Source organism: Amycolatopsis vancoresmycina, assembly GCF_000716785.1.
GTDB classification, from domain to species: domain Bacteria; phylum Actinomycetota; class Actinomycetes; order Mycobacteriales; family Pseudonocardiaceae; genus Amycolatopsis; species Amycolatopsis vancoresmycina.
The window spans coordinates 170,702-195,430 of the sequence record NZ_JNYY01000002.1; the positions used below are offsets into that span (position 1 = coordinate 170,702).

26 protein-coding genes and 1 tRNA gene are annotated in these 24,729 nt (G+C 70.5%); 5 read left to right on the forward strand and 22 right to left on the reverse strand.

Annotation, left to right across the window (positions count from 1 at the left end):
* The first annotated feature begins 135 nt into the window (after window positions 1-135).
* Window positions 136-690: a ferritin gene (locus OO60_RS06350; protein WP_003076939.1), complete on the forward strand. Its 555-nt coding sequence runs from the start codon at window positions 136-138 to the stop codon at window positions 688-690.
* A gap of 76 nt (window positions 691-766) precedes the next feature.
* Here OO60_RS06350 and OO60_RS06355 read toward each other — a convergent pair whose 3' ends face one another.
* From OO60_RS06355 to OO60_RS06370, 4 genes are all read right to left on the reverse strand, one after another.
* A complete protein-coding gene (locus OO60_RS06355; RefSeq protein ID WP_003076937.1) occupies window positions 767-1,585 on the reverse strand; it encodes a hypothetical protein in 819 nt (272 codons plus the stop codon).
* Window positions 1,582-2,127, reverse strand: coding sequence for a SigE family RNA polymerase sigma factor (locus OO60_RS06360; protein ID WP_051767645.1), 546 nt, complete (start codon window positions 2,125-2,127; stop codon window positions 1,582-1,584). The genes OO60_RS06355 and OO60_RS06360 overlap by 4 nt, the downstream gene beginning before the upstream one ends.
* 279 nt (window positions 2,128-2,406) lie before the next feature.
* Complete coding sequence (locus OO60_RS06365; protein WP_033261009.1) at window positions 2,407-2,760, reverse strand: DUF952 domain-containing protein; 354 nt, start codon at window positions 2,758-2,760, stop codon at window positions 2,407-2,409.
* A 129-nt stretch (window positions 2,761-2,889) separates the two neighbouring features.
* Window positions 2,890-3,771 carry a DUF5926 family protein gene (locus tag OO60_RS06370; protein WP_003076930.1) on the reverse strand — a complete coding sequence of 294 codons (882 nt, stop codon included), beginning with the start codon at window positions 3,769-3,771 and terminating at the stop codon, window positions 2,890-2,892.
* Between the two features lie 53 nt (window positions 3,772-3,824).
* On the opposite strand from OO60_RS06370, the gene OO60_RS06375 reads away from it, so the two are divergent.
* Complete coding sequence (locus OO60_RS06375; RefSeq protein ID WP_033261010.1) at window positions 3,825-4,991, forward strand: cytochrome P450; 1,167 nt, start codon at window positions 3,825-3,827, stop codon at window positions 4,989-4,991.
* A gap of 169 nt (window positions 4,992-5,160) precedes the next feature.
* On the opposite strand, the gene mca is transcribed toward OO60_RS06375, so the two are convergent.
* Together mca and OO60_RS06385 are read right to left on the reverse strand one after the other, a co-directional pair.
* A complete protein-coding gene (mca, locus tag OO60_RS06380; RefSeq protein ID WP_003076924.1) occupies window positions 5,161-6,003 on the reverse strand; it encodes a mycothiol conjugate amidase Mca in 843 nt (280 codons plus the stop codon).
* Window positions 6,004-6,189: 186 nt separating this feature from the next.
* Window positions 6,190-7,539 (reverse strand): DHA2 family efflux MFS transporter permease subunit, encoded by a 1,350-nt coding sequence (locus OO60_RS06385; protein WP_240490666.1) that lies wholly within the window; start codon window positions 7,537-7,539, stop codon window positions 6,190-6,192.
* A gap of 94 nt (window positions 7,540-7,633) precedes the next feature.
* Here OO60_RS06385 and OO60_RS06390 point away from each other — a divergent pair, with 94 nt between their 5' ends.
* On the forward strand, window positions 7,634-8,224 hold the full coding sequence (locus tag OO60_RS06390; protein ID WP_033261011.1) for a TetR/AcrR family transcriptional regulator: 591 nt from the start codon (window positions 7,634-7,636) through the stop codon (window positions 8,222-8,224).
* On the opposite strand, the gene OO60_RS06395 is transcribed toward OO60_RS06390, so the two are convergent.
* The 13 genes from OO60_RS06395 to OO60_RS06455 all read right to left on the reverse strand — a co-directional run bounded on the left by OO60_RS06395 (window position 8,221) and on the right by OO60_RS06455 (window position 21,820).
* Window positions 8,221-9,258, reverse strand: coding sequence for a DUF4328 domain-containing protein (locus OO60_RS06395; protein WP_003076912.1), 1,038 nt, complete (start codon window positions 9,256-9,258; stop codon window positions 8,221-8,223). The two genes, OO60_RS06390 and OO60_RS06395, sit on opposite strands and share 4 nt — an antisense overlap.
* A gap of 2 nt (window positions 9,259-9,260) precedes the next feature.
* Window positions 9,261-9,620: a rhodanese-like domain-containing protein gene (locus OO60_RS06400; protein ID WP_003076909.1), complete on the reverse strand. Its 360-nt coding sequence runs from the start codon at window positions 9,618-9,620 to the stop codon at window positions 9,261-9,263.
* Window positions 9,621-9,659: 39 nt separating this feature from the next.
* Window positions 9,660-11,279 (reverse strand): solute symporter family protein, encoded by a 1,620-nt coding sequence (locus tag OO60_RS06405; RefSeq protein WP_003076905.1) that lies wholly within the window; start codon window positions 11,277-11,279, stop codon window positions 9,660-9,662.
* Window positions 11,276-11,587, reverse strand: a complete 312-nt coding sequence (locus OO60_RS06410; RefSeq protein ID WP_003076903.1) for a DUF485 domain-containing protein — start codon at window positions 11,585-11,587, stop codon at window positions 11,276-11,278. Before OO60_RS06410 ends, OO60_RS06405 begins: the two co-directional genes overlap by 4 nt.
* Before the next feature lie 96 nt (window positions 11,588-11,683).
* The gene (locus tag OO60_RS06415) at window positions 11,684-13,474 is read right to left on the reverse strand and encodes a sodium/solute symporter (protein ID WP_003076900.1); all 1,791 of its coding nucleotides are present in this window, start codon (window positions 13,472-13,474) and stop codon (window positions 11,684-11,686) included.
* 31 nt (window positions 13,475-13,505) lie between these two features.
* Window positions 13,506-14,036: a hypothetical protein gene (locus OO60_RS06420; RefSeq protein ID WP_003076897.1), complete on the reverse strand. Its 531-nt coding sequence runs from the start codon at window positions 14,034-14,036 to the stop codon at window positions 13,506-13,508.
* A gap of 13 nt (window positions 14,037-14,049) precedes the next feature.
* On the reverse strand, window positions 14,050-14,883 hold the full coding sequence (locus OO60_RS06425) for a LytR/AlgR family response regulator transcription factor (protein WP_033261013.1): 834 nt from the start codon (window positions 14,881-14,883) through the stop codon (window positions 14,050-14,052).
* An 82-nt stretch (window positions 14,884-14,965) separates the two neighbouring features.
* Window positions 14,966-16,354, reverse strand: coding sequence for a glycoside hydrolase family 16 protein (locus OO60_RS06430; RefSeq protein ID WP_003076891.1), 1,389 nt, complete (start codon window positions 16,352-16,354; stop codon window positions 14,966-14,968).
* 157 nt (window positions 16,355-16,511) lie between these two features.
* Entirely contained in the window at window positions 16,512-17,357 is an 846-nt protein-coding gene (locus OO60_RS06435; protein WP_003076888.1) for a S49 family peptidase, read from the reverse strand.
* Between the two features lie 80 nt (window positions 17,358-17,437).
* The gene (locus OO60_RS06440; RefSeq protein ID WP_003076886.1) at window positions 17,438-18,754 is read right to left on the reverse strand and encodes a histidine kinase; all 1,317 of its coding nucleotides are present in this window, start codon (window positions 18,752-18,754) and stop codon (window positions 17,438-17,440) included.
* A gap of 101 nt (window positions 18,755-18,855) precedes the next feature.
* Window positions 18,856-19,716 (reverse strand): Fpg/Nei family DNA glycosylase, encoded by an 861-nt coding sequence (locus tag OO60_RS06445; protein ID WP_003076884.1) that lies wholly within the window; start codon window positions 19,714-19,716, stop codon window positions 18,856-18,858.
* Window positions 19,717-19,728: 12 nt separating this feature from the next.
* Complete coding sequence (locus tag OO60_RS06450) at window positions 19,729-20,169, reverse strand: hypothetical protein (protein WP_003076880.1); 441 nt, start codon at window positions 20,167-20,169, stop codon at window positions 19,729-19,731.
* A gap of 103 nt (window positions 20,170-20,272) precedes the next feature.
* Entirely contained in the window at window positions 20,273-21,820 is a 1,548-nt protein-coding gene (locus tag OO60_RS06455; protein WP_003076876.1) for a sigma-70 family RNA polymerase sigma factor, read from the reverse strand.
* 187 nt (window positions 21,821-22,007) lie between these two features.
* Between OO60_RS06455 and OO60_RS06460 the strand changes: the two genes are divergently transcribed.
* Window positions 22,008-22,080, forward strand: a tRNA-Gly gene (locus OO60_RS06460).
* 87 nt (window positions 22,081-22,167) lie between these two features.
* Here OO60_RS06460 and OO60_RS06465 read toward each other — a convergent pair.
* Both OO60_RS06465 and OO60_RS06470 read right to left on the reverse strand, forming a co-directional pair.
* Complete coding sequence (locus tag OO60_RS06465) at window positions 22,168-22,569, reverse strand: immunity 7 family protein (protein ID WP_003076873.1); 402 nt, start codon at window positions 22,567-22,569, stop codon at window positions 22,168-22,170.
* 33 nt (window positions 22,570-22,602) lie between these two features.
* Window positions 22,603-23,142: a DUF2716 domain-containing protein gene (locus OO60_RS06470; protein WP_003076871.1), complete on the reverse strand. Its 540-nt coding sequence runs from the start codon at window positions 23,140-23,142 to the stop codon at window positions 22,603-22,605.
* Between the two features lie 134 nt (window positions 23,143-23,276).
* Between OO60_RS06470 and OO60_RS06475 the strand changes: the two genes are divergently transcribed.
* Window positions 23,277-23,960, forward strand: coding sequence for an alpha/beta fold hydrolase (locus OO60_RS06475; RefSeq protein ID WP_003076868.1), 684 nt, complete (start codon window positions 23,277-23,279; stop codon window positions 23,958-23,960).
* On the opposite strand, the gene OO60_RS06480 is transcribed toward OO60_RS06475, so the two are convergent.
* Window positions 23,938-24,561 (reverse strand): hypothetical protein, encoded by a 624-nt coding sequence (locus OO60_RS06480; RefSeq protein ID WP_240490665.1) that lies wholly within the window; start codon window positions 24,559-24,561, stop codon window positions 23,938-23,940. The two genes, OO60_RS06475 and OO60_RS06480, sit on opposite strands and share 23 nt — an antisense overlap.
* Window positions 24,562-24,729: the final 168 nt, after the last annotated feature.

Genomic DNA, 24,729 nt, shown 5'->3' on the forward strand with positions numbered 1-24,729 from the left:
CCCTAAATTGCTGCACGCATTTAGGGAAGGCTTACTTAAATAAGGTTGGTCTTCTTTAGGAATGGTAACCCTAATAGGGGGCAGATCACCAGTGGCGGGTGGCGATTACGCCAAACTTGATCTATTCTGATCTGCATGGCCCTCATCACCAAGAAAGAACCGCGCTCCAAGTTCTACGAACTGCTGCAGGCGCAGATCCACAACGAGTTCAACGCGTCCCAGCAGTACATCGCGCTCGCGGTGTGGTTCGACGCCGAGGACCTGCCGCAGCTGGCGAAGCACTTCTACAAGCAGTCCGTCGAGGAGCGCAACCACGCGATGGCGCTCGTGCAGTACATGCTCGACCGCGACCACCACGTCGAGATCCCCGGCACCGGTGAGGTGCGCAACGACTTCTCCGGCGTCACCGAAGTCATCGAGCTCGCGCTCGAACAGGAGAAGGAAGTCGCTGCCGACATCTCCGCGATGGCGAAGGCCGCGCGTGCCGAAGAGGACTACATCAGCGAGCAGTTCACGCAGTGGTTCCTCAAGGAGCAGGTCGAAGAGATCTCGCAGATGAGCACCCTGCTGAACGTCGTCAAGCGCGCGAACGGCAACCTGTTCGAGGTCGAAAACCACCTGTACCGCGAGTCCGTCGGCGACGGCGGCACCGACTCGCAGATGCCCCCGGTGGCCGGCGGCAAGCTCTGACGCTTCCGGCGCTCGAACGGAGAAACCCGGGCCCTCCCCCTGTGGACGGCCCGGGTTTTCCGCATGCGGCCGGCCCTCAGCCGGCGCAGTCCGCGTTGACCACCGAAAGGCTCGTGTGCGTGACCACGGAGTCTTCCAGCAGGAACTCGAATTCGGCGGTGGCAGCCGGGGCGGTGATCGCGCCGGGCTGTTCCTTCGCTCCGGGGTAGGCCGCGAGGACCTGCTGCCTCGTGGCTCCGTTGCCGATGCCCTCGGCTGTGTGCACCGCCTGGTCCGGTGTGATGACCAGGAGCCCCGCCGACTTCGAGACCACGATGGTCGCGGGCGCGGGCACCCCACCGCCGGTGGCGTTGTAGACGGTGCAGGTGGCGACGGGGTTCGGATTGCTGAGCGTGACACCCTGCGCGGCGATCTGCTGGTCGGACATGCCCAGCTTGACGGTGCCGAACCCGTCCACGTCGAGCCGGGGCCCAGTCACCACGGGCGGCAGCCTCGACGGCGAGGGGTCCGACGACTGCGGCGTCTTCGACGGCGGTGAGCCAGCGGGCTGCGAACCGCGGATGTCATGGGTGCTGGTCGGCCCGGGCGTCGACGGCTCCGGCGGCCGGCCCTGCGTGAGGTTTTCGGGCGGCTTGACGCTGCTTTCGGTCCCGTCGGCGGACATCACCGCGGTGCCGTCCTCGGTGTGGAGCCGGACCATGGTCAGCCCACCCGAGACGGCGACCACGGCCGCCGCGACCCCGGCCACGGCCTGCACGACGTGGCGACGACGGCGACGCCGTCGCGCACCGGCGACGATGACCGTGCCGGCGTCCGGCGGCGGGGGTAAGTCCAGCCGCTCGTCGGCGAACAGCGTGCGCAGCCGCTGCTCCAGTTCGTCCTCGGAGATGTTCAACCCGCACCACTCCCTTCGCCTTCGCCGTCGGCCGCCTTCAGTTTCGTCCGAAGGGACGCGATCGCCTTGCTGGCCTGGCTCTTCACGGTGCCCTGGGTGATGCCGAGCGCACCGGCGATCTCCGCTTCCGAGAGACCTTCGTAGTAACGCAGCACCATCACGGCACGTTGTCTCGGCGGCAGCGTTCGTAACGCACGCCACAGCGGCTCGTGCTCGAACGGGTCGTCCGGCACGTGCGGGCTGGTGTCCGGCAGGTCCGCGACGAGGTTCTCGCGGCGCGTGCGGCGCCACCGGCTCACGTGCGCGTTCGCCATCGACCGGCGGACGTAGGCCAGCGGGTCACCGGTCTTGTCGTGGACGTACGTCCAGCGGGAACCGATCTTTTCCAGCACGGTCTGCACCAGGTCCGCCGCATCGTGCGGGTTGCCGGTGAGCGCGTGGCCGTACCGCAGCAGCCCAGGCAGGGTGGCCTGCACGAAGTCGCCGAAGTCGACGAACTCGCCAGGCAACGTCGCGGTCCTCCCTCGGCCTGCGCTGGTCATCGGAGTGACGATCCGGCCGAACGCAGGCGGGCACGGCCCGGAGTCAATCCGCTCGCCGGCACCGATCCCGCCGTGGACACTGGCCGGATCGCTACCGGTCGACAGAGCATCTCCCCCGGTGAAGACGGGTGCCGCAGCGGTCACCGTATCGCCTCCCATCGGGGTCGGGTAGCCGGCAGCCGAGCCGCCTTCCTCCCCAACACGCATCACAGCCCCCTCAGGTTGCCCGCGTTCCCGGCCGAGTTCGCGATCACCCGGCCGGGTAGTGATCTGCCCACGTCAGCGGTGGGCGAGCGAGTCGGGCAGCCGGAAACCGCCGCCGTCGGACTCGGGGAATTCGTGCACGCCGACGACCGCCGCGTGCGGGACCGGGCCGTAGACGTGCGGGAACCAGATCCCCTCCGGGTGCGGCGGCGCGCCGTCTTCCCAGCGGACCGGCGCCTCGACCTTCACCGGATCGATCTCGAGCAGCACCAGGTCGGTGCGGCCCCGGTAACGGATGTTGGCAGGCAGGGTCGCCGTGCCGAAGTCGGAACAGTGGATGAACCCGACCTCCCCCAGCGAAGCCGGCCGGTACACGCCGCCCTCGCCCACTTCGGCCCAGTCGGCCGCCCCACAGATGTGAAGTATCACGCCGAGAATCGTCCCACCGGCGCGATCCGGCGGCGGTGTCTCGTGCGCCACATAACGCCTGGTTGAACGCTCATCGAGCGAGTGGAGGACCGCCGGTCCGTACCGGCGGTCCGGCGCCCGCCGACGGGGTCAGCGCAGGGTGAGCTGACGGCCGATGAGGCCGTCCCGCGCCCGCCGCTCGGTCGCGTTCAGCGGCTCGTCGTCGAGCGACTTCAGGGCCGTCTCGAGCCGGGCGCCGAGAGCGTCCTTGGCTTCGGCCCACTCGCGGGCGTGGGCTTCGGGATCGAGGTCCCAGACCGGGACGAGCAGGCCGTGCGCCCGGAACGAACCCGCGTACCGCGAGCCCTCGCCGAGGCCGAGCTCACCGGCCGCGGACAGCCGGGCGAGCGCCTGGAGCAGCAGGTTCTCCGGCTCCGGCCGGACCCAGCGCAGGTGCGCCTTCTCGCCGGCGAGCACCCAGTAGGCGCCCGCGCCGAGCCGTTCGGTGGGCATGATGGCGGCGTTCGCGCGTTCGAGGGAAACGGCGACGTCACCGGTGGCGTCCGCGTCCTCCGGCAGCCACCAGCCGAAGTCCTGGTGCAGCGTGACGTCGAGTTCGGCGCCGGGGGTCAGCAGGTCCTGGAGCCGCGCGTGCTCGTCCGCGGCAGGCGGGGTGGTCGTGTCCGGCACGCCGAGGACGTCGCCTTCCTTGGCGTCCAGCAGCCACTTCAGCGACCGGCCGAGGTCACGGCTGATGTCGGAGGAGCGGGTCTGCACCTGCAGGCCGAGGTAGCGCCGCCCGTCCGAGCGGACGAACGCGGCCGCCGCCATCGGCAGCACGGTCCCGAGGGTGACTTCGCCGCCGTCGGCGAGGGTGAGCTCGGCCGTCGCGGACGGCACGAACTCGCGCAGCGCGATGAGCTCGGGCTCCGCCACCAGCCCTTCGAACGGCTGGCCGACGAAGACGTCGCGCACCTTCGGCTTGCGGTCCGACGCCTGCTTGGGACCCTTCTTGCGCGCGCCCTTGCCCACTGCTGCCTCCTCTGGCTCGGCTTCAGACGCTATCGAAGGGTTAGTCTCGCGACGTGTTCGACCCCCGCGATCCTGTGTTCCTGGAAGACCCGTACCCGGCGTTCGCCGCGCTGCGTTCCGAAGGCGAAGTCCATTTCCACGAAGGGCTGGGCATCGCCATCGCGGTGTCACACGCCGCGTCGTCGGCGGTGCTGCGCCACCGCGGCCTCGGCCGGATCTGGCAGGACGCCCAGCCGCTCGAGCGGTTCGCCTCGTTCAACCTGCTGCACCGCAACTCGCTCCTGGAGAACGAGCCACCGGCCCACACGCGCCTCAGGCGCCTGATCGCGGGCGCGTTCGGCCGCGGCCACGTCCAGCGGCTGCGCCCGATGGTCGCCGCCCTGGCTGCCGACATGGTCGACAACCTGGCGGCCGCCATCGCCGCGGACGGCAGCGCCGACCTCCTCGAGCATCTCGCCCAGCCGCTGCCGGTCGCGGTGATCGCCGAGCTGCTGGGCGTCCCGGGCACGGACGGTCCGCGCATGGTCGAGCTGTCCAACGCGATCGTGAAGATGTACGAGTACGGCCTCCCGCCGGAGGGACGAGACGCGGCCGAGCGGGCCGCGGCCGAGTTCGTCTCGTACGTCCGCTCGGTGGCTTCGGCCCGCGCGGACGCGTTGGGCGACGACATCATCAGCGACCTGCTACGCAGCGAGCTGACGCCGGACGAGCTGGTGGCCACCGCGGTGTTGCTGCTGATGGCCGGCCACGAGGCGACGGTCAACGTGCTCGGCAACGGCATCACGGCGTTGCTCACGCACCGGGACCAGTGGGAGCGGCTGCTGGCCTCACCTGCCCTTCTGGATTCGTGTGTCGAGGAGCTGATCCGGTTCGACGCGCCCCTGCAGCTGTTCGAGCGGACGGCGACCGAGGACGTGTCGATAGGTGGACATGTGGTTTCCAGCGGCCAGAAGATCGGCGCGTTGCTGGGAGCCGCGGCCCGTGACCCGGAGGTATTCGACGAACCGGACCGCCTGGACATCGGCCGGACGCCCAATGCCCATTTGGGCTTCGGCCTGGGGATTCACTACTGCGTGGGTGCTCCTCTCGCTCGGGTGGAGATCGCCGCTGCGCTGAGCGCGTTGGCGGAGAAGCTGCCGGGGCTGCGCCTGGCGGAGGCTCCGCGGCGGCGGCCGGAGTTCGTGATCCGCGGGTTGCGGGAGCTTCGGATCACCGTTTGATGGGGCCGCGACCCCGTGCCCGACTTGCCCACGAGGCCGCGGTTCAACGCCGGCGTGGAGAGCTCGAGGTCGGGGTCTGACGGCGGCCGCGGCCGGATCTCGCGTGATTGAAGGCGGATCTCGCGTGATTGGGAGGGCATCTCGCGTGATTGGAGGGGCATCACGAGGGTCATGGGGTTACTCCGGTGAAGAGGTCGTCTTCGGTTTGGGGGCCTGGGGTGGGGTGGGCCAGGTGGTAGTCCTCGTAGGGCCAGGTCTGGCGCTCGATTTCGCGTGAGTGGGCGAAAAACGGGTGGGCCGGGTCCACTTGGGTTCGGTGGGCCAGGAGGGCTCGGTCTCGGGTGGCGAAGTACGACTCGCAGCGGATTCGGGTGGTGACCGGGAGCTTGTCGGGTGGGAGCTCGTTCAGGACTTCGGCCATCGCCGACTCCTGGCCAGCCGCCACCGTTGCTTCGTGCAGGGCCTCGAACCAGGCGCGGCTCAGGACCGCCTGGTAGTAGAGCTTTTGGGGGCGCCATGGTGAGCCGGTGCCCGGGTAGCGCGCCGGGTCGGGGGCGGCTGCGAAGGCTTCGACTGTCACCTCGTGGGTGCGGATGTGGTCCGGGTGGGGGTAGCCGCCCGTTTCGTCGTACGTGATCACCACGTGGGGGCGGAACTCGCGGATCAGGGCCACCAGCGGGGCCGCCGCCTCCGGTAGCGGGAGGGCGGCGAAACTACCGTCGGGCACCGGCTCGCCGTCGGCGGGGAGGCCGGAGTCGACCAGGCCGAGGAACCGCTGGCGGACGCCCAGGATCGCGGCGGCCTCGGCCATCTCGCGGCGGCGGATCGCCGGTAGGTCCGCCCACGTCTCTTCCGTGTCCAGGGCCGGGTTCAGGATGTCGCCGCGTTCGCCGCCGGTGCAGGTGGCGACCAGGACGTCGACGCCTTCGGCCGCGTAGCGCGCCAGGGTGGCCGCGCCTTTGCTGGATTCGTCGTCCGGGTGGGCGTGGACGCTTAGGAGGCGGAGAGTCATTGGGGGCCTTTCGAGAGAAGAAATGGGTGGCGCGGATTGCCGGGACCGCTCCGGCGAACCGGCGCCGCGAACGGCAGGCGGAGCGTCATCGGGGGCCTCTCGCGGGAAGAAGCGGGCGGCCGGGGTTGCCAGGACCACTCCGGCGAACCGGCACCGGCGCCGACACCGCGGACGGCAGGCGGAGGGTCATTGGGGGCCTTTCGAGGGGAAGCAGAGTGCGGGGATCAGGGTCAGGGCCGACAGGGCCAGCGCCCACGTGAACGTGGTGCCGAACGCTGCCGGTGGGGACGTGGCGGTGGTGAGGTGGTCGTGGAGGATTGCCGCTAGGAGGGCCGTGCCCAGTGAGCCGCCGATGCGGTTGACCACGTTGAACGCGCTTGCTGCCCGGGGGATCCGGGATCGCTCCAGCGAGCCGTACAGCGTTGTCATGCCCGGGGCCGTTGCTGCGCCCAGGCCGGCGCCGCGGATCAGCAGGGACAGGGTCAGCATCAGCCCGCTGGGGGCCGAGCCGAGCTGGGTGAAGGCGATTGTGCCCAGCAGGGACAGGCCGATGCCCGCCAGCATCGTCCGGCGGGGGCCGAACCGGGCCAGCAGTGGGCCGCTCGCCAGCAGGACCGCTGCCGAGCCGAGAGCCTGGGGTGCGAGCAGCAGGCCGGCCTGCCATGCGCTCGCGTGCTCGATCTGCTGGTAGTACAGCGGGAGCAGCAGCATCGAGCTGTACAGGGACGCCCCGAGCAGGAACGTGCTCGCGCTCGCCACCGCGAACCCCTGGTTCCGGAACAGCTTCAGGTCGAGCACCGGCGCAGCGGTCCGAGAGGCGTGGACGCCGTACGCCAGCAGCAGCAACGCTCCGGCGATCCACGCCACGGCCACCCCCTCGGCCAAGCCGTAGACGAACACCCCGAGCCCGGGCGAAAGCAACGCGATCCCCCGGACGTCCAAAGGCGCCTGCGTGCCTTCCGGCGAAGGCGCCGGGAGCAGGCGGCGGGCGAAGAGGAACGTCGCCACGCCCAGCGGGACGATCCCGAAGAACATCCAGCGCCACCCGAGGTCCGCCACCAGAGCGCCGCCGAGCATCGGGCCGAGCACCGGGGCAACCGTCGCCGGCAGGGTGATCACCCCGATCATCCGGCCCAGCGCCGGCCCTGCCGCCTGGGCGAACACCGCCTGCCCGACCGGCTGCATCAGCCCGCCGCCCAGTCCGTGCAGCACGCGGAACGCGATCAACGCCGGCGCCGACCACGCGAAGCCGCACAGCAGCGTGCCCGCGGTGAAGATCGCCACCGCCGTCAGCCACACCGCGCGGCCGCCGAACCGGTCGGTCAGCCAGCCCGACAGCGGGATGGCCGCCGAAGCCGCCAGCAGGTACGCGCTCGCCACCCACTGCACCGTGGTCAGCGGGCTCTCCAGGTCGTGGGCGATCGAGTCGATCCCCACGGTCACGATCGTCGCGTCGAGGATCGACAGCACCGCTCCCATGATCAGGACGCCGCCGAGCCGCCACAGCGCCGCGTCCGGCCGGACTGCCGTTGTCATGCCCACCCCCGTTGATTAGGTCGGACCTCAGATTAGGTCCGACCCACTGATTGGGTCAAGCACAATCTTGGGTCCGACCCAGTAGAGTGACGCCATGAGCGAGGGACTCAGGGCCCAGAAGAAGCACGAGACGAGGAAAACCATCTCCGACGTGGCCACCCGGTTGTTCATCCGGAACGGCTTCGAGGACGTGACGATCGCGGACATCGCCGCCGAGGCGCGGGTCGCCAAGATGACCGTGACGAACCACTTCCCGCGCAAGGAGGACCTGGTCTTCGACATCCGCGCCGACTTCGCGGCCTGGCCCGCCGCCCTGATCCGCGACAGCGCCTTCCACGACACGCGCGAGCTCTACTTCGAGGCCCTCGGCGCCGAACACGCGCTGGTCGGCTTCTCCGGCCCCGGGTTCGTGCGCATGATCAAGGAAAGCCCGGTCCTGACGAACGCGCTGCACGAAATGCACCGCGAGCGCGAAGCGGTGCTCACCGACCTGCTGGTCCGCCGTCACCCCGCCGAGGACGTCACCCCGGTGCTCGCCGCCGCGCACCTGGCCACGGTCCTGCGGATCCTCTTCCAGGAGGTCTTCGACCGGACCCTCGAGAACGAAACGGCCGTCGTCGACCAGCTCTGGCCCATCGCGGAACGAGCCTTCGACCAGCTCGAACCGGCTTTCGGCGGCTACTAGCGCGCGGCGCCGGCCGGCCGCGCAGTCCGCAGCTCCGGCTCAGGCGCGCCCTGGACCTTCAGCACGCGCATCTCGCGCACGTCCAGGGCGTCCGAGGGCGCCAGCAGCGCCGAGAACCGCCGGACGACCAGGGCCGTCATCACCGCCAGCGCGACCGCGGACAGGTCGGTCAGCGCGACCAGGACGACGCTGTCGGCCATCGACTGCACGTCGTCGCGGAAGCGCCAGGCGATCGACACGCCGAGCAGGATCCAGTTCAGCAGCCAGGTGCCCCACCACACGAGGACCCGGCGCGACGGCTTCGGCCGGGCGTCACGCGAGCGGCCCAGCACGGCGTGCTCGAGTTCGCCGACTACCGAAAGCGCCATCGGCAGGTTCGCCACCGGCACGAGCACGCCGACCAGCACCTGCCACAGCGGCCGCGGCGGGTCGTCGCCCGACACGTCCGCCGCCGCCCGGCGGGCGACCAGCAGCCACCAGAGCGACAACGCGGCGGGCAGCAGCGCGAGGATCGAGGCCAGCAGCCCCGCGGCGAGCACGAACCCGTCGGAGAACGCCACCACCGAGCGGGACAGCGCGGACTCGCGGCCCTCGGCGAGCAGCACGTACCGCCAGATCTCCGCGCCGGCCGCGACCGCGCAGAGCACCGCGAACGCGAACAGGACGACGACCAGGCTGCGGCTGAGCACCGGCACCCGGTCGATCGGGCGGATCTCGTCGGACGCCGTGCCGGGCACCGTCGTCGGGCGGCGCCAGACCAGGTGCGGGAATCCCCAGCGCGGCGGGACCGGGTACGACGGCGGGCCGAGGTACGGCTCGGGCACCACCACGCGGCGGCGCGGCCACGCGCCGGGCGGCGGGGTCGCCACCCAGCGCAGCTTCGGCCGGTGCACCGGACGGCGGTGGTACGGGTACGGCTCCGGCTGGGCAGCCAGCGTCCGGCCCTGCAGCTGCTGGGCGGTCGGCGGCGGCGCCGGGCGCGGCCAGTACCCGGGCGGGTACGGCCGGCCCTGCGGAGGCTGCCCCGGGTGCAACGCTAGATCACTTCGGGTTCGATGCCGGGGTGCTCGCCGACCATCGGACGGCCTTCGCGCTGCCACGCGCCCATGCCGCCGGCGACGTTCACCGCGTCCCAGCCGCTCTGGTTGAGCCACGCGGCCGCCCGCGCGGACCGGCCGCCGCTGCGGCAGATCACGTGGATCGGCTGGTCGTCGGGCAGATCGGACAGTTCGCCGACGCGCGCGGGCAGCTCCCCCATCGGGATGTGCACCGCGCCGGGCGCGTGCCCGGCGGCCCACTCGTCGTCTTCGCGGACGTCGAGCAGCACGAGGCCGTCCTTGGGCAGGTCGCGGACCTCGGCGGTCGGCAGTTCAGCAGGGCTCACCACGATCTCCATGCTGCCATGCGGGCGCGTTGCCCGCGCGTGAGGTGGACGTCAGTGCGCGACGGCTTTTTCGGCGCCCGCGCCGGTCAGCGCGCGCACCTCCATCTCGGCGTACTTCGCGCGGTTGTGCTCCTTCGACAGGACCGTGCCGAGCCAGCCGAGCAGGAACGCGGCCGGGATGGAGACCAGACCCGGGTTGTCGAGCGGGAACCAGTGGAAGTCGACGCCCTGGATCATCGACGCGCTCTTGCCCGTCTTCGGGTCCACCGGCTTGCCCGAGACCGCCGGCGAGAAGACGATCAGCACGATCGTGACGAGCAGGCCGCCGTAGATCGACCACAGGGCGCCCTGGGTGTTGAACCGCTTCCAGAACAGCGAATACAGGATCGTCGGCAGGTTCGCCGACGCCGCGACGGCGAAGGCCAGCGCTACCAGGAAGGCCACGTTCTGGCTCTTCGCGAGGATGCCGCCCGCGATGGCCAGCGCCCCGATCACCAGCGCCGTGACGCGGGCGACCCGGACCTCGCCGCCGGTGGAGACCTGGCCCTTCTTGAGCACGCTGGCGTAGACGTCGTGCGCGAAGGACGCCGACGCCGTGATCGTCAGGCCGGCGACCACCGCGAGGATCGTCGCGAAGGCGACCGCGGAGATGAACCCGAGCAGCACCGGGCCGCCCAGTTCGAGCGCCAGCAGCGGCGCGGCGGAGTTCGTCGTGCCCGGGGCGTGCGAGATCTTGTCCGGCCCGACGAGCGCGCCGGCGCCGTAGCCGAGCACCAGCGTGAACAGGTAGAACACGCCGATCAGCACGATGGCCCAGACCACCGAGCGGCGCGCGTCGCGGGCCGTCGGGACGGTGTAGAAGCGCATCAGGACGTGCGGCAGCCCCGCCGTGCCGAGGACCAGCGCGATGCCGAGTGAAAGGAAGTCGAGCTTGGTCGTGCCCGTCTTGCCGTACTGCTTGCCGGGGTCGAGCAGCGCCTTGCCGCCCTTGTCGACGGCCGCCTGGAACAGGCCGGACAGGCTGAAGCCGTACTTGCCGAGCACCCACAACGTCATCGCGAAGGCACCGGCGATCAGCAGCCCCGCCTTGATGATCTGCACCCAGGTGGTGCCCTTCATCCCGCCGATCAGGACGTACAGGATCATGATCACGCCGACGACGGCGATCACGACGTCCTGCCCCGCCTCGCCGGAGATGCCGAGCAGCAGGTTGACCAGGCCACCGGCGCCCGCCATCTGCGCCAGCAGGTAGAACAGCGACACGGCGAGCGTCGAAACCGCCGCGGCCGCGCGCACCGGCGTCTGCCGCATCCGGAACGCCAGGACGTCGCCCATCGTGAACTTGCCGGTGTTGCGCAGCAGCTCCGCGACCAGCAGCAACGCCACGAGCCACGCCACCAGGAAGCCGATCGAATAGAGGAAGCCGTCGTAGCCGTTGACGGCGATCGCGCCGGCGATGCCCAGGAACGACGCCGCCGACAGGTAGTCGCCGGAAATGGCGATGCCGTTCTGCGGGCCGGTGAACGCGCGGCCGGCGGCGTAGTAGTCCGACGCCGTTTTCGTGTTGCGGCTGGCCCGGAACACGATCACCAGCGTGATCGCGACGAAGATCAGGAAAATGACGATGTTGAGCGTGGAGTTGCTGCCTTCGACACCCGCGGCGGTGTTCACCGGCCCTGCTCCCCTTCGAGCCGGGCGCGGATTTCGTCGGCGACCGGGTCGAGCCGCCGGTTGGCGTACCGGACGTAGAGGCCGGTGATCACGAACGTCGAAACGAACTGCAGCAGGCCGAAGACCAGGCCGACGGTGATGTTTCCGAACAGCTTGGTGCTCATGAAGCCGTGCGCGTAGTCGGCGAGCAGGACGTACAGCAGGTACCAGAGCAGGAACAACGCGGTCATCGGGAACACGAACACCCGCAACCGGCGCCGCAGTTCGGTGAATTCGGGGCTTTCCTGGACACTTTCCCAATCGGTCATCGCGGATCTCCACCTTTCCCCGTTCTCGACCAATCGGGTATACCAGATGGCAATTCACTCGATCGGGTAAAACAGGGCTGACGGACAGTCAGCGCGCTACTTTCGGTGGCGCCCGCGCCCGGCGATCCGGGTTTTCTCTTCGGCCTGGCCGAACCGCGCGACGGCCCGGTCCCGCATGAAACCGAGCGGATCGGGCGCGTGCAGCCGCAGCATGATGTCGTGGACGTGCTCGGGGCGGCCGTACCCGGTCACGCGGCTGACCAGGTACGTCGTCACGAAGGCCGCCGGGACGGTGATCAGCGCGGGCTGGTTGACGAACCAGGGCGCCCAGCCGCCGGTGTAGCCGCTCACGACGTTGACCACCAGCGCGGTCAGCACCAGGCCGCCGCCGACGAACATCCCGGCGAGCGCGCCCGGCCAGGACAGCTTGCGCCACCAGATGCCCAGCAGCAGCAGCGGGCTGAACGTCGACGCGGCGAGCGCGAACGTCAGCCCGATCGACAGCGAGATGTCCTCCGGCCGCAGCCCCACCGCCAGCGCGATCGGCAGCAGGGCGACCAGCGCGGTCGCCACCCGGAAGTCGCGCACCCGGCCGGGCAGCAGGTCGGTCGACACCACCCCGGCCACGCTCACCAGCAGCCCGGACGTGCTGGACAGGAACGCGGCGAACGCGCCGGCGGCGGTCACCGAGGCGAGGATCTGGCCGCCGACGCCCGGCAGCATCGCCGAGGGCAGCTGCAGGATCGCTGCGTCGGTCTTGCCGGTGACCAGCAGCTCCGGGACGTACATCCGGGACAGCGCGCCCAGCAGCGTCGGGAACAGGTAGAACAGGCCGAGCAGCAGCAGGACGTGCACGGTCGTGCGGCGCGCGGCCTTGCCGTCGGGGTTGGTGTAGAAGCGGACCAGCACGTGCGGCAGGCCCATCGTGCCGAGGAACGTCGCGAACATCAGCGAGTACGTCTGGAGCAGGTCGGTGAGGCTGCCCGAGCCCGGGTGCAGCCAGTTCGCGTTGTCCGCGACCGAGTCGCTGACCACCGGGACCGGCGTGCCGGCCAGGAACTTCAGCTTGGTGCCTTCGGACACCGTGTGCGGCGCGAGCGGCGTCCAGTGCGTCGGGCCGGCGGCCGGGCCGTTGTCGGTGCGGCCGTAGGCGTAGAGGAACGTGTCGGTGGTGACGTGCAGGGTGACGTCGGTCTGCACGTCGACCGTGGTGTCGCTGGTGAACACCGGCGGCGCGGCCGCGCCGAGCGGGCGGAAGCCGTCCGGGCCGCCGCCGGCGAAGAAGACCATGCACAGCACGAACGCGGGCACCGAGATCGCGAACAGCTTGAGCCAGTACTGGAAGGCCTGGATGACGGTGATCGCGCGCATCCCGCCGGCGATCACGTTGAACGCGACCAGGATCATCACCGCGATCGCGCCCGCCCACGCCGGCACCGGCAGGACCGTCGCCAGCGTCAGGCCGGCGCCCTGCAGCTGCGGGGCCATGTACAGGATCCCGATGAACACGACGAACGCCGTGGAGAACCGGCGCAGGCCCTTGGAGCCGAGCCGCATCTCGACGAAGTCGGGCAGCGTGTACGCGCCGGACCGGCGCAGCGGCGCCGCCACGAACAGCATCAGCGCCAGGTAGCCCGCGGTGAAGCCGATCGGGAACCAGAGCGCGTCGGCGCCGTCCTTGAGCACGATCCCGGCGATGCCGAGGAACGACGCCGCGGACAGGTACTCACCGGAGATCGCCGCGGCGTTGCGGCGCGAGCGCACGGTGCGCCGCGCGACCAGGAAGTCGTGCGTGCTTGTCGCCGACCGCGAGGAGCGGTGACCGAGGTAGGGCGTCACCACGGCGACCAGCACGATGCCGGTCAAGGCCCACGGGTTCAACTGCACGGGGGGAATCCTCGCACGACTGAGTGCGAAACTAGTTTTCGATCATGTCGACGAACGCCCGTTCGTTGCGTTCGGCCAGCCGGTTGTACCAGATCCCGACGCCGAACAGGAACGGGAACGGGAGCACGCCGAGGATCAGCCAGGCCACCGGGATACCCAGGAAGCTGGCGCGGGAGAACCCGGGCACGGCGTAGAACAGCACCGGCAGCGAGCCGAACACGACGACGACGAGCAGCGCGAGCAGCAGCGCCGTCCGCAGCTGCACCTTCACCAGGTGGTCGCGGACGAGCAGCTTCCCCCAGCTGGTCTGCTCCTCCAGCTCGACGCGGGCGCGCAGGGTGCCGGCACCGCGGCGGGGATCGTTGAGGATCACCCGCTCCCGCTTGGGTCTCGCGTGGTGCTCCGGCTTCGGCGGCGGCTCGTTCTCCGGCGCCGGCGGCAGCGACTCGACGACGGCCCGGTCCGTCGGCTGCGGCAGCGGCCGGTGGCGGGCGCGCCTGCCGAGCGTCGGATCCGGTTCGCGGACGCCGTTCGCGCGGCGCTCGTAGAAGTCGTCGGTCATGGCCGGGCCCGGCTCAGCCGTTCCGGCCCGAACCGACCAGCCGGTCCTTCAGCGCGCGGGTGTGCCGCCGGCTCACCGGCAGCACCTTTTCCTCGTTGCCGATCACGACCTGGTAGCCACCCTGGCCCATGCGCAGCTCGGTGATCAGCGGCAGCGCGACCAGGAACGACCGGTGGATCCGGACGAACCCGGCCTTCTCCCAGCGTTCCTCGAGCTGGGCCAGCGGGATGCGGACCAGGTGGCTGCCTTCGGTGGTGAACAGCCGCGCGTAGTCGCCCTGCGCCTCGACCCACCGGACCGAGGAACGCGGGATGAGCTTGGTGGTGCCGGCCAGCTCGACGGGGATGACCTCGTCGTCGTTCTTCACCGGCTCGCCGCCCAGCGCGCCGGGCGGGGGCGCCGCGGCGGCCGCCAGCTTGTCGATCACGCGCGTGATCGCGCGGTCGAGGCGGTCCTGCTGGTACGGCTTGAGCACGTAGTCGAGGGCGCCGAGGTCGAAGGCGTTGACCGCCTCTTCGGCGTGGCCGGTGACGAACACCAGCGCGGGCGAGGGCCGCAGCGCGGCGAAGACCCGGGACATCTCCATCCCGGACAGGCCCGGCATGTCGATGTCCGCGAAAACGGCGTCGACGATCGGCAGGCCGCGGTCCTTGCGCTCGCGCAGCCGCGGGTCGTCGGTGGACAGCAACCGCAGCGCCTCGGAGGCGTCGATCGCCGGGAACACCTTGGCCACGTGCGGGCTGTTGCGCAGGCAGTGGACGAGTTCGTCAAGACCGTTCGGCTCGTCGTCCACGGCCAGGACCACGAGTTTCCGGGTGTCATCGTGAGCACTCACAGTGAAACGCATCCTGCCCATTGCCGAGTGCAATGTCCAGCCCCCGTCCGCCTTAAGTGAGGGAACCCGCGACCGGGGCCGCGGGCCCCTCGTCTCAATGCACGAAGGTGAACCAGTTCAGGTTCACGAAATCCGCGGGCTGGCCGCTGGTGAACGTCAGGTACACGTTGTGGACGCCGGTCACCGCGCTGATGTTCGCGGGAACGGTCCGCCAGCTCTGCCAGCCGCCGGTGTTCCCGACCGCGAAGCTCCCGATGGGCGCGTTGGACCGGCTGTCGAGCCGCACCTCGACGAGCCCGCTGACCCCGGCCGCCGCGCCGGACGCGACGCGCGCCTGGAAGTTCGTCGCCGCGCTGCTGCCGAAGTCGACGTTCGGGTAGAGGGTCCAGTCGCCGTTGGCCACCGCGCCGATGTCCTGCCCGCCGCCGGTGTCCGTCGTGGCCTCGGTGATCACGCCGGACTGCTGGCTGAACGACTCGGCCTGGATGGTGCTGTAGGCGCTGCCGCCGTTTCCGGGCGGAGTCGTCGTGGTCGGCGGGGTGGTCGTGCCGCCGCCGCCACCGCGGGTGGTCACCGTGACGTAGTCGACGACCATCGGGCGGCCCGGCACGATGCCCGATCCCGGCGTCGTCGTGCCGGAGTTGTTGTTGGGGAACGCACCACCGATGGCGACGTTCAGCAGCACGAAGTAGCCCTGGTGGGACGTCATGTTGTTCCACGTCGTCGCGTCGAGCTGGTTCTGGCTCACGGAGTGGAACTGCTGGCCGTCGACGAACCAGCGCAGAACCTGCGGACTGGTGCTCGCGTCCCATTCGAAGCGGTAGGTGTGGAAGGCCGACTGGCAGCTGCTGCCGGGGCAGGCGCGGTTGGCGGGGAGGCCGGTGGTCTCGTTGCACGGGCCTCCCGGGTTGACGCCGCAGTGCAGGACGCCCCAGACGGAGTTGATCCCGTTGACGTTCTCCATGATGTCGAACTCGCCGATGGCGGGCCAGTTCCAGTAGTTGCCGCGGTACGGGCCGCCGAGCGCCCAGAACGCGGGCCAGTAGCCGAGCGCGGCGGCACCGGTGACGTTCGGCATCTGGATCCGGCTTTCGATCCGCATGACCCCGCCGGCGGGTGGCTTGAAGTCGGTGCGCTGGGTTTCGATCCGCGCCGACGTCCAGTTGCCCGCGCTGTCGCGCAACGGCGTGATGCGGAGGTTGCCGGCGCCGTCCTGGGCGAGGTTGCTGGTGCTGGCCGTGTAGTTCTGGATTTCGCCGGTGCCCCAGTTGGCGGGGCCGCCGGGGTAGGCGTGGCCGGTGTCGATGATCCAGTTCGAGCTCGCGGGGAGGCTTCCGGAGCTGCCGGTGAAGTCGTCGGCGAAGACGGTGGTCCAGCCCGAATCGGGCGGCGGGATGGACGCGGCGGCGGGGAGGGTGAGGGGGATGGCGATGAGCGCGGCGCCGAGCACCGCACCGAGGGCGAGTCTGCGGGAGTGGGGCATCGAGGACGACCTCCTTGTCGACCGGATTTGTTGCCGTTCACAACAAAGCCCGTCGACAAGGAGACCTGAGGGCGATCCTCGTTTCCAGAGGCGTTACACGCGTTGAGTGATGCAGGTCACAAAGTGTGCCCGAAAGTACTCGAACCGGACACCCGCGTCAGAGGCCGAAGCGGGACCAGGCTGCCTTCTGCGTCACCGCGTCCAGGACCGCCGACGCTGCCGCGGGGGCGCCCAGGCCCAACCGGGCCAGGAGGGGCTTCTTCGGCTCGGCCACCGAGATCTCCGCCTCCGGGTAGCGCTCGGTGATGATCTGGCGGAGGCTGCCGAGGCCGTCGATCAGGCCCAGTTCGGCCGCCTTCGCACCCAGCCACACGTCACCCGTGAACAGGTCCTCCGAGGAGGTCAGGCGGCTGCCACGACGCTCCTTGACCCAGTTCACGAACAGCTCGTGGAGCTGCGAGTGCATCTTCTTCAGCCACTCGACGTCTTCGGGCTTCTCCGGCGAAAACGGGTCCAGGCGCGACTTGTTCGCGCCCGCCGTGTGCAGGCGGCGCTCGATGCCGAAGCGCTCCAGCAGGCCCGTGAAGCCGAAGCCGCCGCTGATCACGCCGATCGAGCCGACCATCGAGGTCCGGTGGGCGTAGATCTCGTCGGCCGCGCAGGCCAGCCAGTAGCCGCCCGAGGCGGCGACGTCCTCGCAGAACGCCAGGACCGGGACGCCCTTCTCGTCGGCCAGCTGCCGGATGCGCTCGGCGACCAAGCCCGACTGCGTCGGCGCGCCGCCCGGTGAGTTGATCAGCAGCGCGACCGCCTTCAGCCGGTCGTGCCCGAACGCCCTGGTCAGCGCCGATTCCATCGCGGCGAGGTTGATCGCGCCCCTGGCCAGCGGGGACGGCGACGGCGTGATCACGCCGTGCAGCTTCACCACGGCCACGACGTCCTTGCGCTCGACGCGGTCGGCGAGGACCGGGATCCGCGAAGCCAGTTTGTCCGTAACGCTCATGCAGCCAGGCTAGCCGGATTTTTCGGGGGTCCGGGTGGCGAAGCCCCCGGCCCGGGGCCAAGCCCCGGATGTCACAGCATTCAGCCCATGGGGAGGATGCCGGAGCGCGTGCCGTTGACGCCGTTCACCTCGGTGCCGTTCAGCTGGGCGGGACCGCCCTGGGCCGGGACGTCGGCCTCCGCGTCGGAGCTGTAGTCCGGCATGTTCGGCCGGACGCCGGGGACGAACTTCGGCACCCGCAGCGTCACCTTCATGCCGGCGCCGGGGGCGGTCTCGACCATCACCGCGTAGTCGCTGCCGAACACCTGCTGCATGCGCTGGTTGATGTTGCCGAGCCCGACGTGGGCGCCGGTGCGGTGGGCGCTCTTGAGCTCGTTGAGCCGCCGCGGGTCCATGCCGATGCCGTCGTCCTCGACGCTGATCAGCGCTTCGGTGCCGTAGTCCTGCGCGATCACCGTGACGCAGCCGCCGCTCGGCTTGCTGGCCAGCCCGTGCTTGACCGCGTTCTCCACCAGCGGCTGGATGATCAGGAACGGCACGACGACGCTGAGCACCTCGGGCGCGATCTTCATCCGCACCTCGAGCCGGCCGCCGAAGCGGGCGTTCTCGATCGTCAGGTAGCGGTCGATGTTGCGCAGCTCCTCGGCGAGCGAGGTGAACATGCCCGACGTCCGGAACGAACAGCGCGTGAAGTCGGCGAAGTCCTGAAGCAGCTCTCGCGCCTCTTCGGGGTCCGTGCGGATCAGCGCGGAGATCGTGTTGAGCGCGTTGTAGACGAAGTGCGGCGAGATCTGCGCGCGCAGCGCCTTGATCTCGGCCTGCTGGAGCTGGTGCTTCGACTCGTCGAGCCGCGCCAGCTCGAACTGGGTGCAGACGAACTGGGCGACGGCGTCGGCCATCTGCACCAGCCGGCCGCGGGTGCGGCCGACGACGATCAGCGCCGCCTCGGTCTCGCCCTCCACCAGCAGCGGCACGATGACCGCGGTCTTCATCCGGCAGGTGCCGCGGTGGTTGCACGGCATCCGGTCGTGCGCCACGACCTCGCGGCGGTGCTTGCGGATCGCCGCCCCGATCGCCTCGACGAGGTCGACGTAGTGCTCGTTCGCTTCGCCGTCCCACGACAGCAGCGTGCCCTCGCTGTCGGTGATGCCGACGGCGACGCAGTCCAGCATCTGCAGCAGCTGGGTGGTGATCTTGTCGGCGGCGTCCTCGTCCAGGCCGGACCGGAGGTTCGGCGCCGCCTTCGACATCCGGTGCACCGCCTGCAGCATGGCGTCCTCGACCACGCTGGCCGGCCGGCGCTGTTTCACGAGCAGCACGACCACCACGACGGCGAGCAGCACCACGACAGCCCACGGGACGATCTGCGCAAGCGGGAACCCGGACACGGCGTCCATGCTCTGCGCTCGACCAACCGGGTGCAAGGCCTGAATCCCACTTTCTGTCCAAGTGTGACGACTGAGGGTGGGCACGACCCTACCGAGCGTCCGTCCGGCGCCTACTTCAGCAGGCGCGACATCCGCCGGTCGGCGAGCGGCTTGCCGCCGGTCTGGCAGGTCGGGCAGTACTGGAACGATTTGTCGGCGAAAGAAATTTCGCGGATCGTGTCGCCGCAGACCGGGCACGGCAGCCCGGTCCGCGCGTGGACCCGCAGGCCCGACCGCTTCTCGCCCTTCAGCCGGGCCGCCTTCTGCCCCACCGAGCGCTCGACGGCGTCGGTCTCGATCTCGTGGATCGCCTCGGCGAGGGTTTCCAGCGCGCCGTCGTCGAGCTTGCCGATCGTGGCGTACGGCGAGAGCTTCGCGCGGTGCATGATCTCGTCGGAGTAGGCGTTGCCGATCCCGGCGATCAGCGACTGGTCGGTGAGCGCCCACTTCAGCCGGGTGTTCTTGCCGGCGAACAGCTCACGCAGCTGGGCGGCGTCGAGCGCCAGCGCGTCCGGCCCCAGCCGCGCGACGCTCGCGATCTCCTGCGGGTCCTTGACGACCCACACCGCCAGGCCCTTCTTGGTGCCCGCTTCGGTGAGGTCGAACCCGGGCCCGGTGGCCGACTCGAGGTGCACGCGCAGCGAGATCGGGCCCTTCCCCGGTTTCAGCGGCGCCGCGGCCAGTCCGTCGGACCAGCGCAGCCAGCCCGCCCGGGCCAGGTGGATGACGAGGTGCAGGTCGCCGGCCACGACGTCGAGGTGCTTGCCGTGCCGGGTCGCGCCGGTGATCTCGCGGCCGTGCAGCTCGGTCCACGGCGGGGTCGCCGTCTTCAGCACGCTCAGCGATGCGACATCGATGCGGAAGATCGTCTGGCCGACAGCGTTTTCGCGCAGGTAGTGGGCCAGTGCTTCGACCTCGGGTAGCTCGGGCATGGCACCAGTGTCCTACTCGACCGGGTGAAGGGGCCCGTCGAAGTCCGGCAGCGAATGCCGCTGGATGGTCTTGGAGATCTTCTTGACCTCGCCCTGCACGGTGAACATGCCGCGGATGGTGCCGACCCAGCGCTCGGACGGCCGGTCGCCGGTCACGTCGCCCTCGGTCTCCGCGACCACCGTCCACGGGCGGCGCAGGATCCACCGCAGCGGGAAGAACAGCACCACCAGCAGCAGCGCGAGCAGCACCCACGCCGGAACGTTCACCTGGTCGGGCGTCCACACAACGAGGATCACGGCCAGCAGCGCGGTCACCACGATCATCGCGATCCCGGGTCCGTAGCTGCCCGCGACGTCGTGCTCGAAGTCGTCGGCCGTCGCCGGAGCGCGCCATTCCATCTGGGCACGGACCACCCAGTCGCGGCCGTCTTCGCCGCGTACCAGCCGGTTCATTCAGTTGCCTCCCGGGGCGCCCGCAGGGTGAGCGACACAACGGTACCGCGCCCGGCCGCACCCGCGCGAGGGCGGAACCGGACATCCCGCCCGCCGGAAGTGGTCACCGACGTTCGGACTCCGCCGGAGCGGTCGGCACCGGATCCGACGGTTCACCCGGCCCGGAGACGTCGGAAGCGGCGCTGTCCTGGCACGGCTTGCCCGAGGTCGGCGTCACCGTCGACGTCGGATCCACGCTCGGCTCGTCGTCCTTCGGCGCCGGCTTCTCGGCGAGCGTCGGCTCGCCCGGACGGCTGGTCGGTGACAGCTCCGGCACTTCGGCGTCCTTCGGCGACGTCGCGTCGGTGGACTCCGTCGTCATCGTCAGGTCGGGCTTCGACGTGTCCAGCCGCGGCGACGTCGCCGGGTGGCCGGACGAGCCGAACGTCGGCGAGGTCAGGTCTTCGCGCGGGAGCGGCTGCCCGGCGGGACCGCTCACGTCCCCGACCGGGACGTCTCCCGCGACCGGCAGGTCCGGCACCTCGTTCGCGGCCACCTGCCGGTCACCGCTGCGCGACCGGGCCGGGACCGCGACCCCGGTGCCGCGGCCGTTGAGCACCCCGACGCCGATCCTCGGCTCCGGCTGCCCCTGCGGCGGCGGCTCCTGGTGCGGCTTCGACGGCGGCACCACCACGAGCTCGGGCGCGCCCCCGGTCAACCCGACGTCCTGCACCGGCGTCGACCCGAACAGCACCGGCCCGGCCGCGACGCCGACGGCACCCACGGCGGCGGTCGACGCCAGCGCGAGCCCGATCTTGACCTTGGACCCGACCAGCACGCCCTTGATCGTCGCGCCGAGGCCGGCCAGCACCCCGCCGCCACCGAGGGACGCGGCGGCCGGCACCAGCAGCACCAGCACCCCGGCGTGCGCCCGCAGCGACGAGCAGACGTCACGCAGTTCGTCCTGGGTGGCGCGGCACGACGGGCAGCCGTGCAGGTGCGCCTTGATCCGCTCGGCTTCGGCGCCGGTCACGCTGCCCGCGGTGAACCCGCCCAGCTTTTCCACGACCGCGCGGCACGAATCCGGGCCACGGTTCACCGAAAGGTGTGCCTGCAGGTACGCCGCACGCAATCCTTGACGCGCCCGGCGGGCCAGCGCGGCCGTCGCGTTCGCGCTCAACCCGAAGTGCGGCGCGACCATCGCCGGCTGCTCGCCCTCGACCTCGGTCTGCCACAGCACCGTCCGCCACCGCTCCGGCAGGCTGGTGAAGGCGGTCGTGATCAGCGTGTGCTCGGCCGTCCGGGCGTGCGTGTCGGCACCCGCCCCGGCGCGGAAGGTCAGCTCGTCGTCCGACACCGGGACGTCCCGGCGGGCGCCGTGCCACTCCCACGACACCCGGCGGGCCACGGTCAGCAGGTAGGCGCGGACGTAGTCACGGGGACCGGCACCCCGCCGAAGCGCCTGCAGCACGCGGAAGAACGTCTCCGCGGTGATGTCCTCGGCTTCGGACCGGTCGGCGGCCAGGCTCTGCGCCAGCCGGCGCACCGCGGCGGCGTGCAACTCGAACAGCTCCCCGAACGCGGCGTCCTCGCCGTTGCGGAGCCGTTGCAGCAGTGCCTGTTCGTCGGATTCCGAGGCCGCTTGTGGCGGCACCGTGCCCAGCTCGGTCATCCGGCCCGGCACCTCCTCCCCGAAGGTCTCCCCATTCGGTCGAATGGAGACACCATACGGAGCGAAACAGCCGTCGTCACCCCTTGTACGCCAGCTGTGACACCGAAGCACCGGCCAGAGGGCAGGGGACCCCGGTGACAGAGCCCCTACGCGGAGGGTATAGAGTTCTTCCCATCAGCAAGACAACGCGGATGTAGCGCAGCTGGTAGCGCATCACCTTGCCAAGGTGAGGGTCGCGGGTTCGAATCCCGTCATCCGCTCGCGTGCAAAGGGCTGTGTCGGCGGGAAACGCCGATGCGGCCCTTTTGCTGTTTCACCCGAGAGGCTGAGCCCCGGACCCCACGGCGTCAGAGCTCGTAGGTGTCCAGGACCGTCGGGGCCACCGGGGTCAGGTGGGGGTCTTCGCGCTCGGTCACCTGGCCTCGGGCCATCCGGTGGACGCGGAAGTTGTTGTCGTTCTCCGTGTCCTGGTCGTCCCACGTGTACAAGAGGCCGTAGGAGCCTGGCGCCAATTCACCTGCCCGGGTGAAGAGGTTGAGGATTTCGGTGGCCAGGTGGCCGCCGTGCTTGTCGAAGCCGGCGATGTGGAGCATCGGCATTCCCGCGCTCCAGCGGAGGTCGACCAGGTCGAAGTCGCCCGCGTCGCGGATCGCGCGGTGGACGCGGTCGACCAGGCGCTCCAGGAGCGCCGCGTCGTCGTCGCCGCTCGCGGTCGCCTGGATGGTCACCCAGCCGTGATATTCGAACACCCGCAGAACGGTAGCAAGAGATCAACCAGCGGCTCAGCGGGCCAGCGCCGACGGCTTCCCGTCCTGGCGCAGCACGTTCGGCAGCACCCCTTCGCCCAGCCGCTCGAACGCCGGCACCAGCTTCTCGCCGAACACGCACAACGTCCGTTCCCACGGGTGGCCGAGCGTGCCGAACGAGAAGTCCGACGCCAGGAACAGGTGGTAGTCCGCGCGCGGGAACACCGGCACCGGCCACCGGGCGCTCCCGGACATCAGGTGCGGGCGCACCCGGTAGGACTGGTGCTGCCAGTGCAGCGCCCACATCCAGTCGTCCGGCCCGCAGACCTCGCGGAACGCGGCCAGCGCGATCGTCCCGACCTGGTGCTCCTCGACCGCGTACGGGCCGAGGCGGAACTCGGCGGACGACCGGTCCAGGTTCCCGGGCGACAGGTCCCACGTCCGCGACGGCGACGGCTCGCGGAACCCCGGCCAGGCGTGGGCGTAGGTGCTCGGCCAGAACGCCAGCTTGTCGTACACCCAGTACCAGGCGGGCTCGTCGACGACGCGGGAGACGGCTTCCCAGGCAGCATTCACGGTTACGACCTCAAGATCGGCCAGGCACAGAAGAACACGCGAAAGCTTCGTGTTCGCCCTCCGGTTTGTCCAGTCCCCGTCCGCCCGCCGCGAACTGTGTCACTCGTCCGGGTGGGTTCTGCCAAGTTGTCACCATGCGGGTCCTCTTCGTCCACGGCGCGTTCGTCCGCGACGGCGCCTGGTGGTGGCAGCCGACGGCCGACGTGCTCGCCCGGCACGGTTTGCGCAGTTCAGCGGCGGTGCTGCCGAGCTGCGAGAGCGAGCCGCGCGGTGATCTGCACGCCGACGCCGAGGCCGTGCGCGCCCTGCTCGACGCCTCCGACGAACCCGCGCTCCTCGTCGGTCACTCCTACGGCGGCATGGTGATCACCACACTCGGTGAACACCCGGCCGTACACCGATTGGTCTACGTGACGTCGTTCCTGCCGGACGTCGGCGAGGCACTGGCGGACTTCGGCACCGGCGAGCCGCCGCCGTGGCACCTCAGCCACGGCGACGGCACCGCCGGCGTCCGGGAAGAGTTCGTGCGCCCCTTGTTCGCCCAGGACTTCGACGACCGCACCTACGCCGCGGCCGCCACCCGCCTCACCGCCCAGAACGAGGCGGTGTTCGGCCAGCCGGCGACCCGGGCGGCGTGGCGGGACGTCCCGTCGACCTACCTCGTCTGCGGCGAAGACCGCGCCACGCTGCCCGGGACCCAGCGGGCCCAGGCGGCGCGCGCCACCGACGTCGTCGAACTGCCGGTGGCGCACCACCCCTTCGTCACTCAGCCGGACCTGGTGGCCGGCGTGCTGCTCAGGCTGCGTCCCACAACGTGAGGAACGCCGAGGCTTCGCTGCGGGCCCAGGGCCGCAGCCGTGCGCGGTCGCGGGCGGACAGCTGGTACTCCTTCGCGCGGCGGACGTCGATCACCAGCGCCTCGCCGCCGGGCAGGATGTCGGGCATCGCCTGCTCCAGCACCCACAGCGCGAGCTGCGCCGAATCCTTCGCCAGTGGCTCCTCCTTGAAGTAGAGCCAGGTCGCGTACCGGCGGCCGTCGGCCTTGCGCAGCCCCAGCTGCGGGCTGACGCCGATCTCCAGCTCGCCGATCCGGCACCGGCCGCGGCCGACGTCGACCAGCCGCGGCGACTTCCGGCCGAGCCACCGCAGCCAGCCCTCGGCGATCGCCGCGTAGTGCGGTTTCGTCCGGTCGTCGGCGGCGTTGACGAGCGCGCGCAGCGCCACCTCGTCCTGGTTCGCCGCCCGCCCGGACCGCACCGCGTTGGCCGCCCGCCGGTAGTAGTTGAACGCCGCCCGCGCCGGATCTTCGTACTGACGGCGCTGCCGCCGGACGAACGACGACCGCGACGGCCCGGAACTCGCGCTGTAGCCCACGAACGTGGACAGGGTGATGTAGGCCATGGCCCTGCCTTCCTCCATCACGCCACCCGCGCTCACGGGTGGCATCTCCCCTGGACAACGCCAATTTTAGAACATATGTACGACAGTTTCCGGAGCCTGACGGGTGACCCGGGCGGGGGACGGGAGAGGACTCCCGCAAACGCCGGACTTGCGCTACGTTGCCGATCAACCTCAAACCGCAACCTT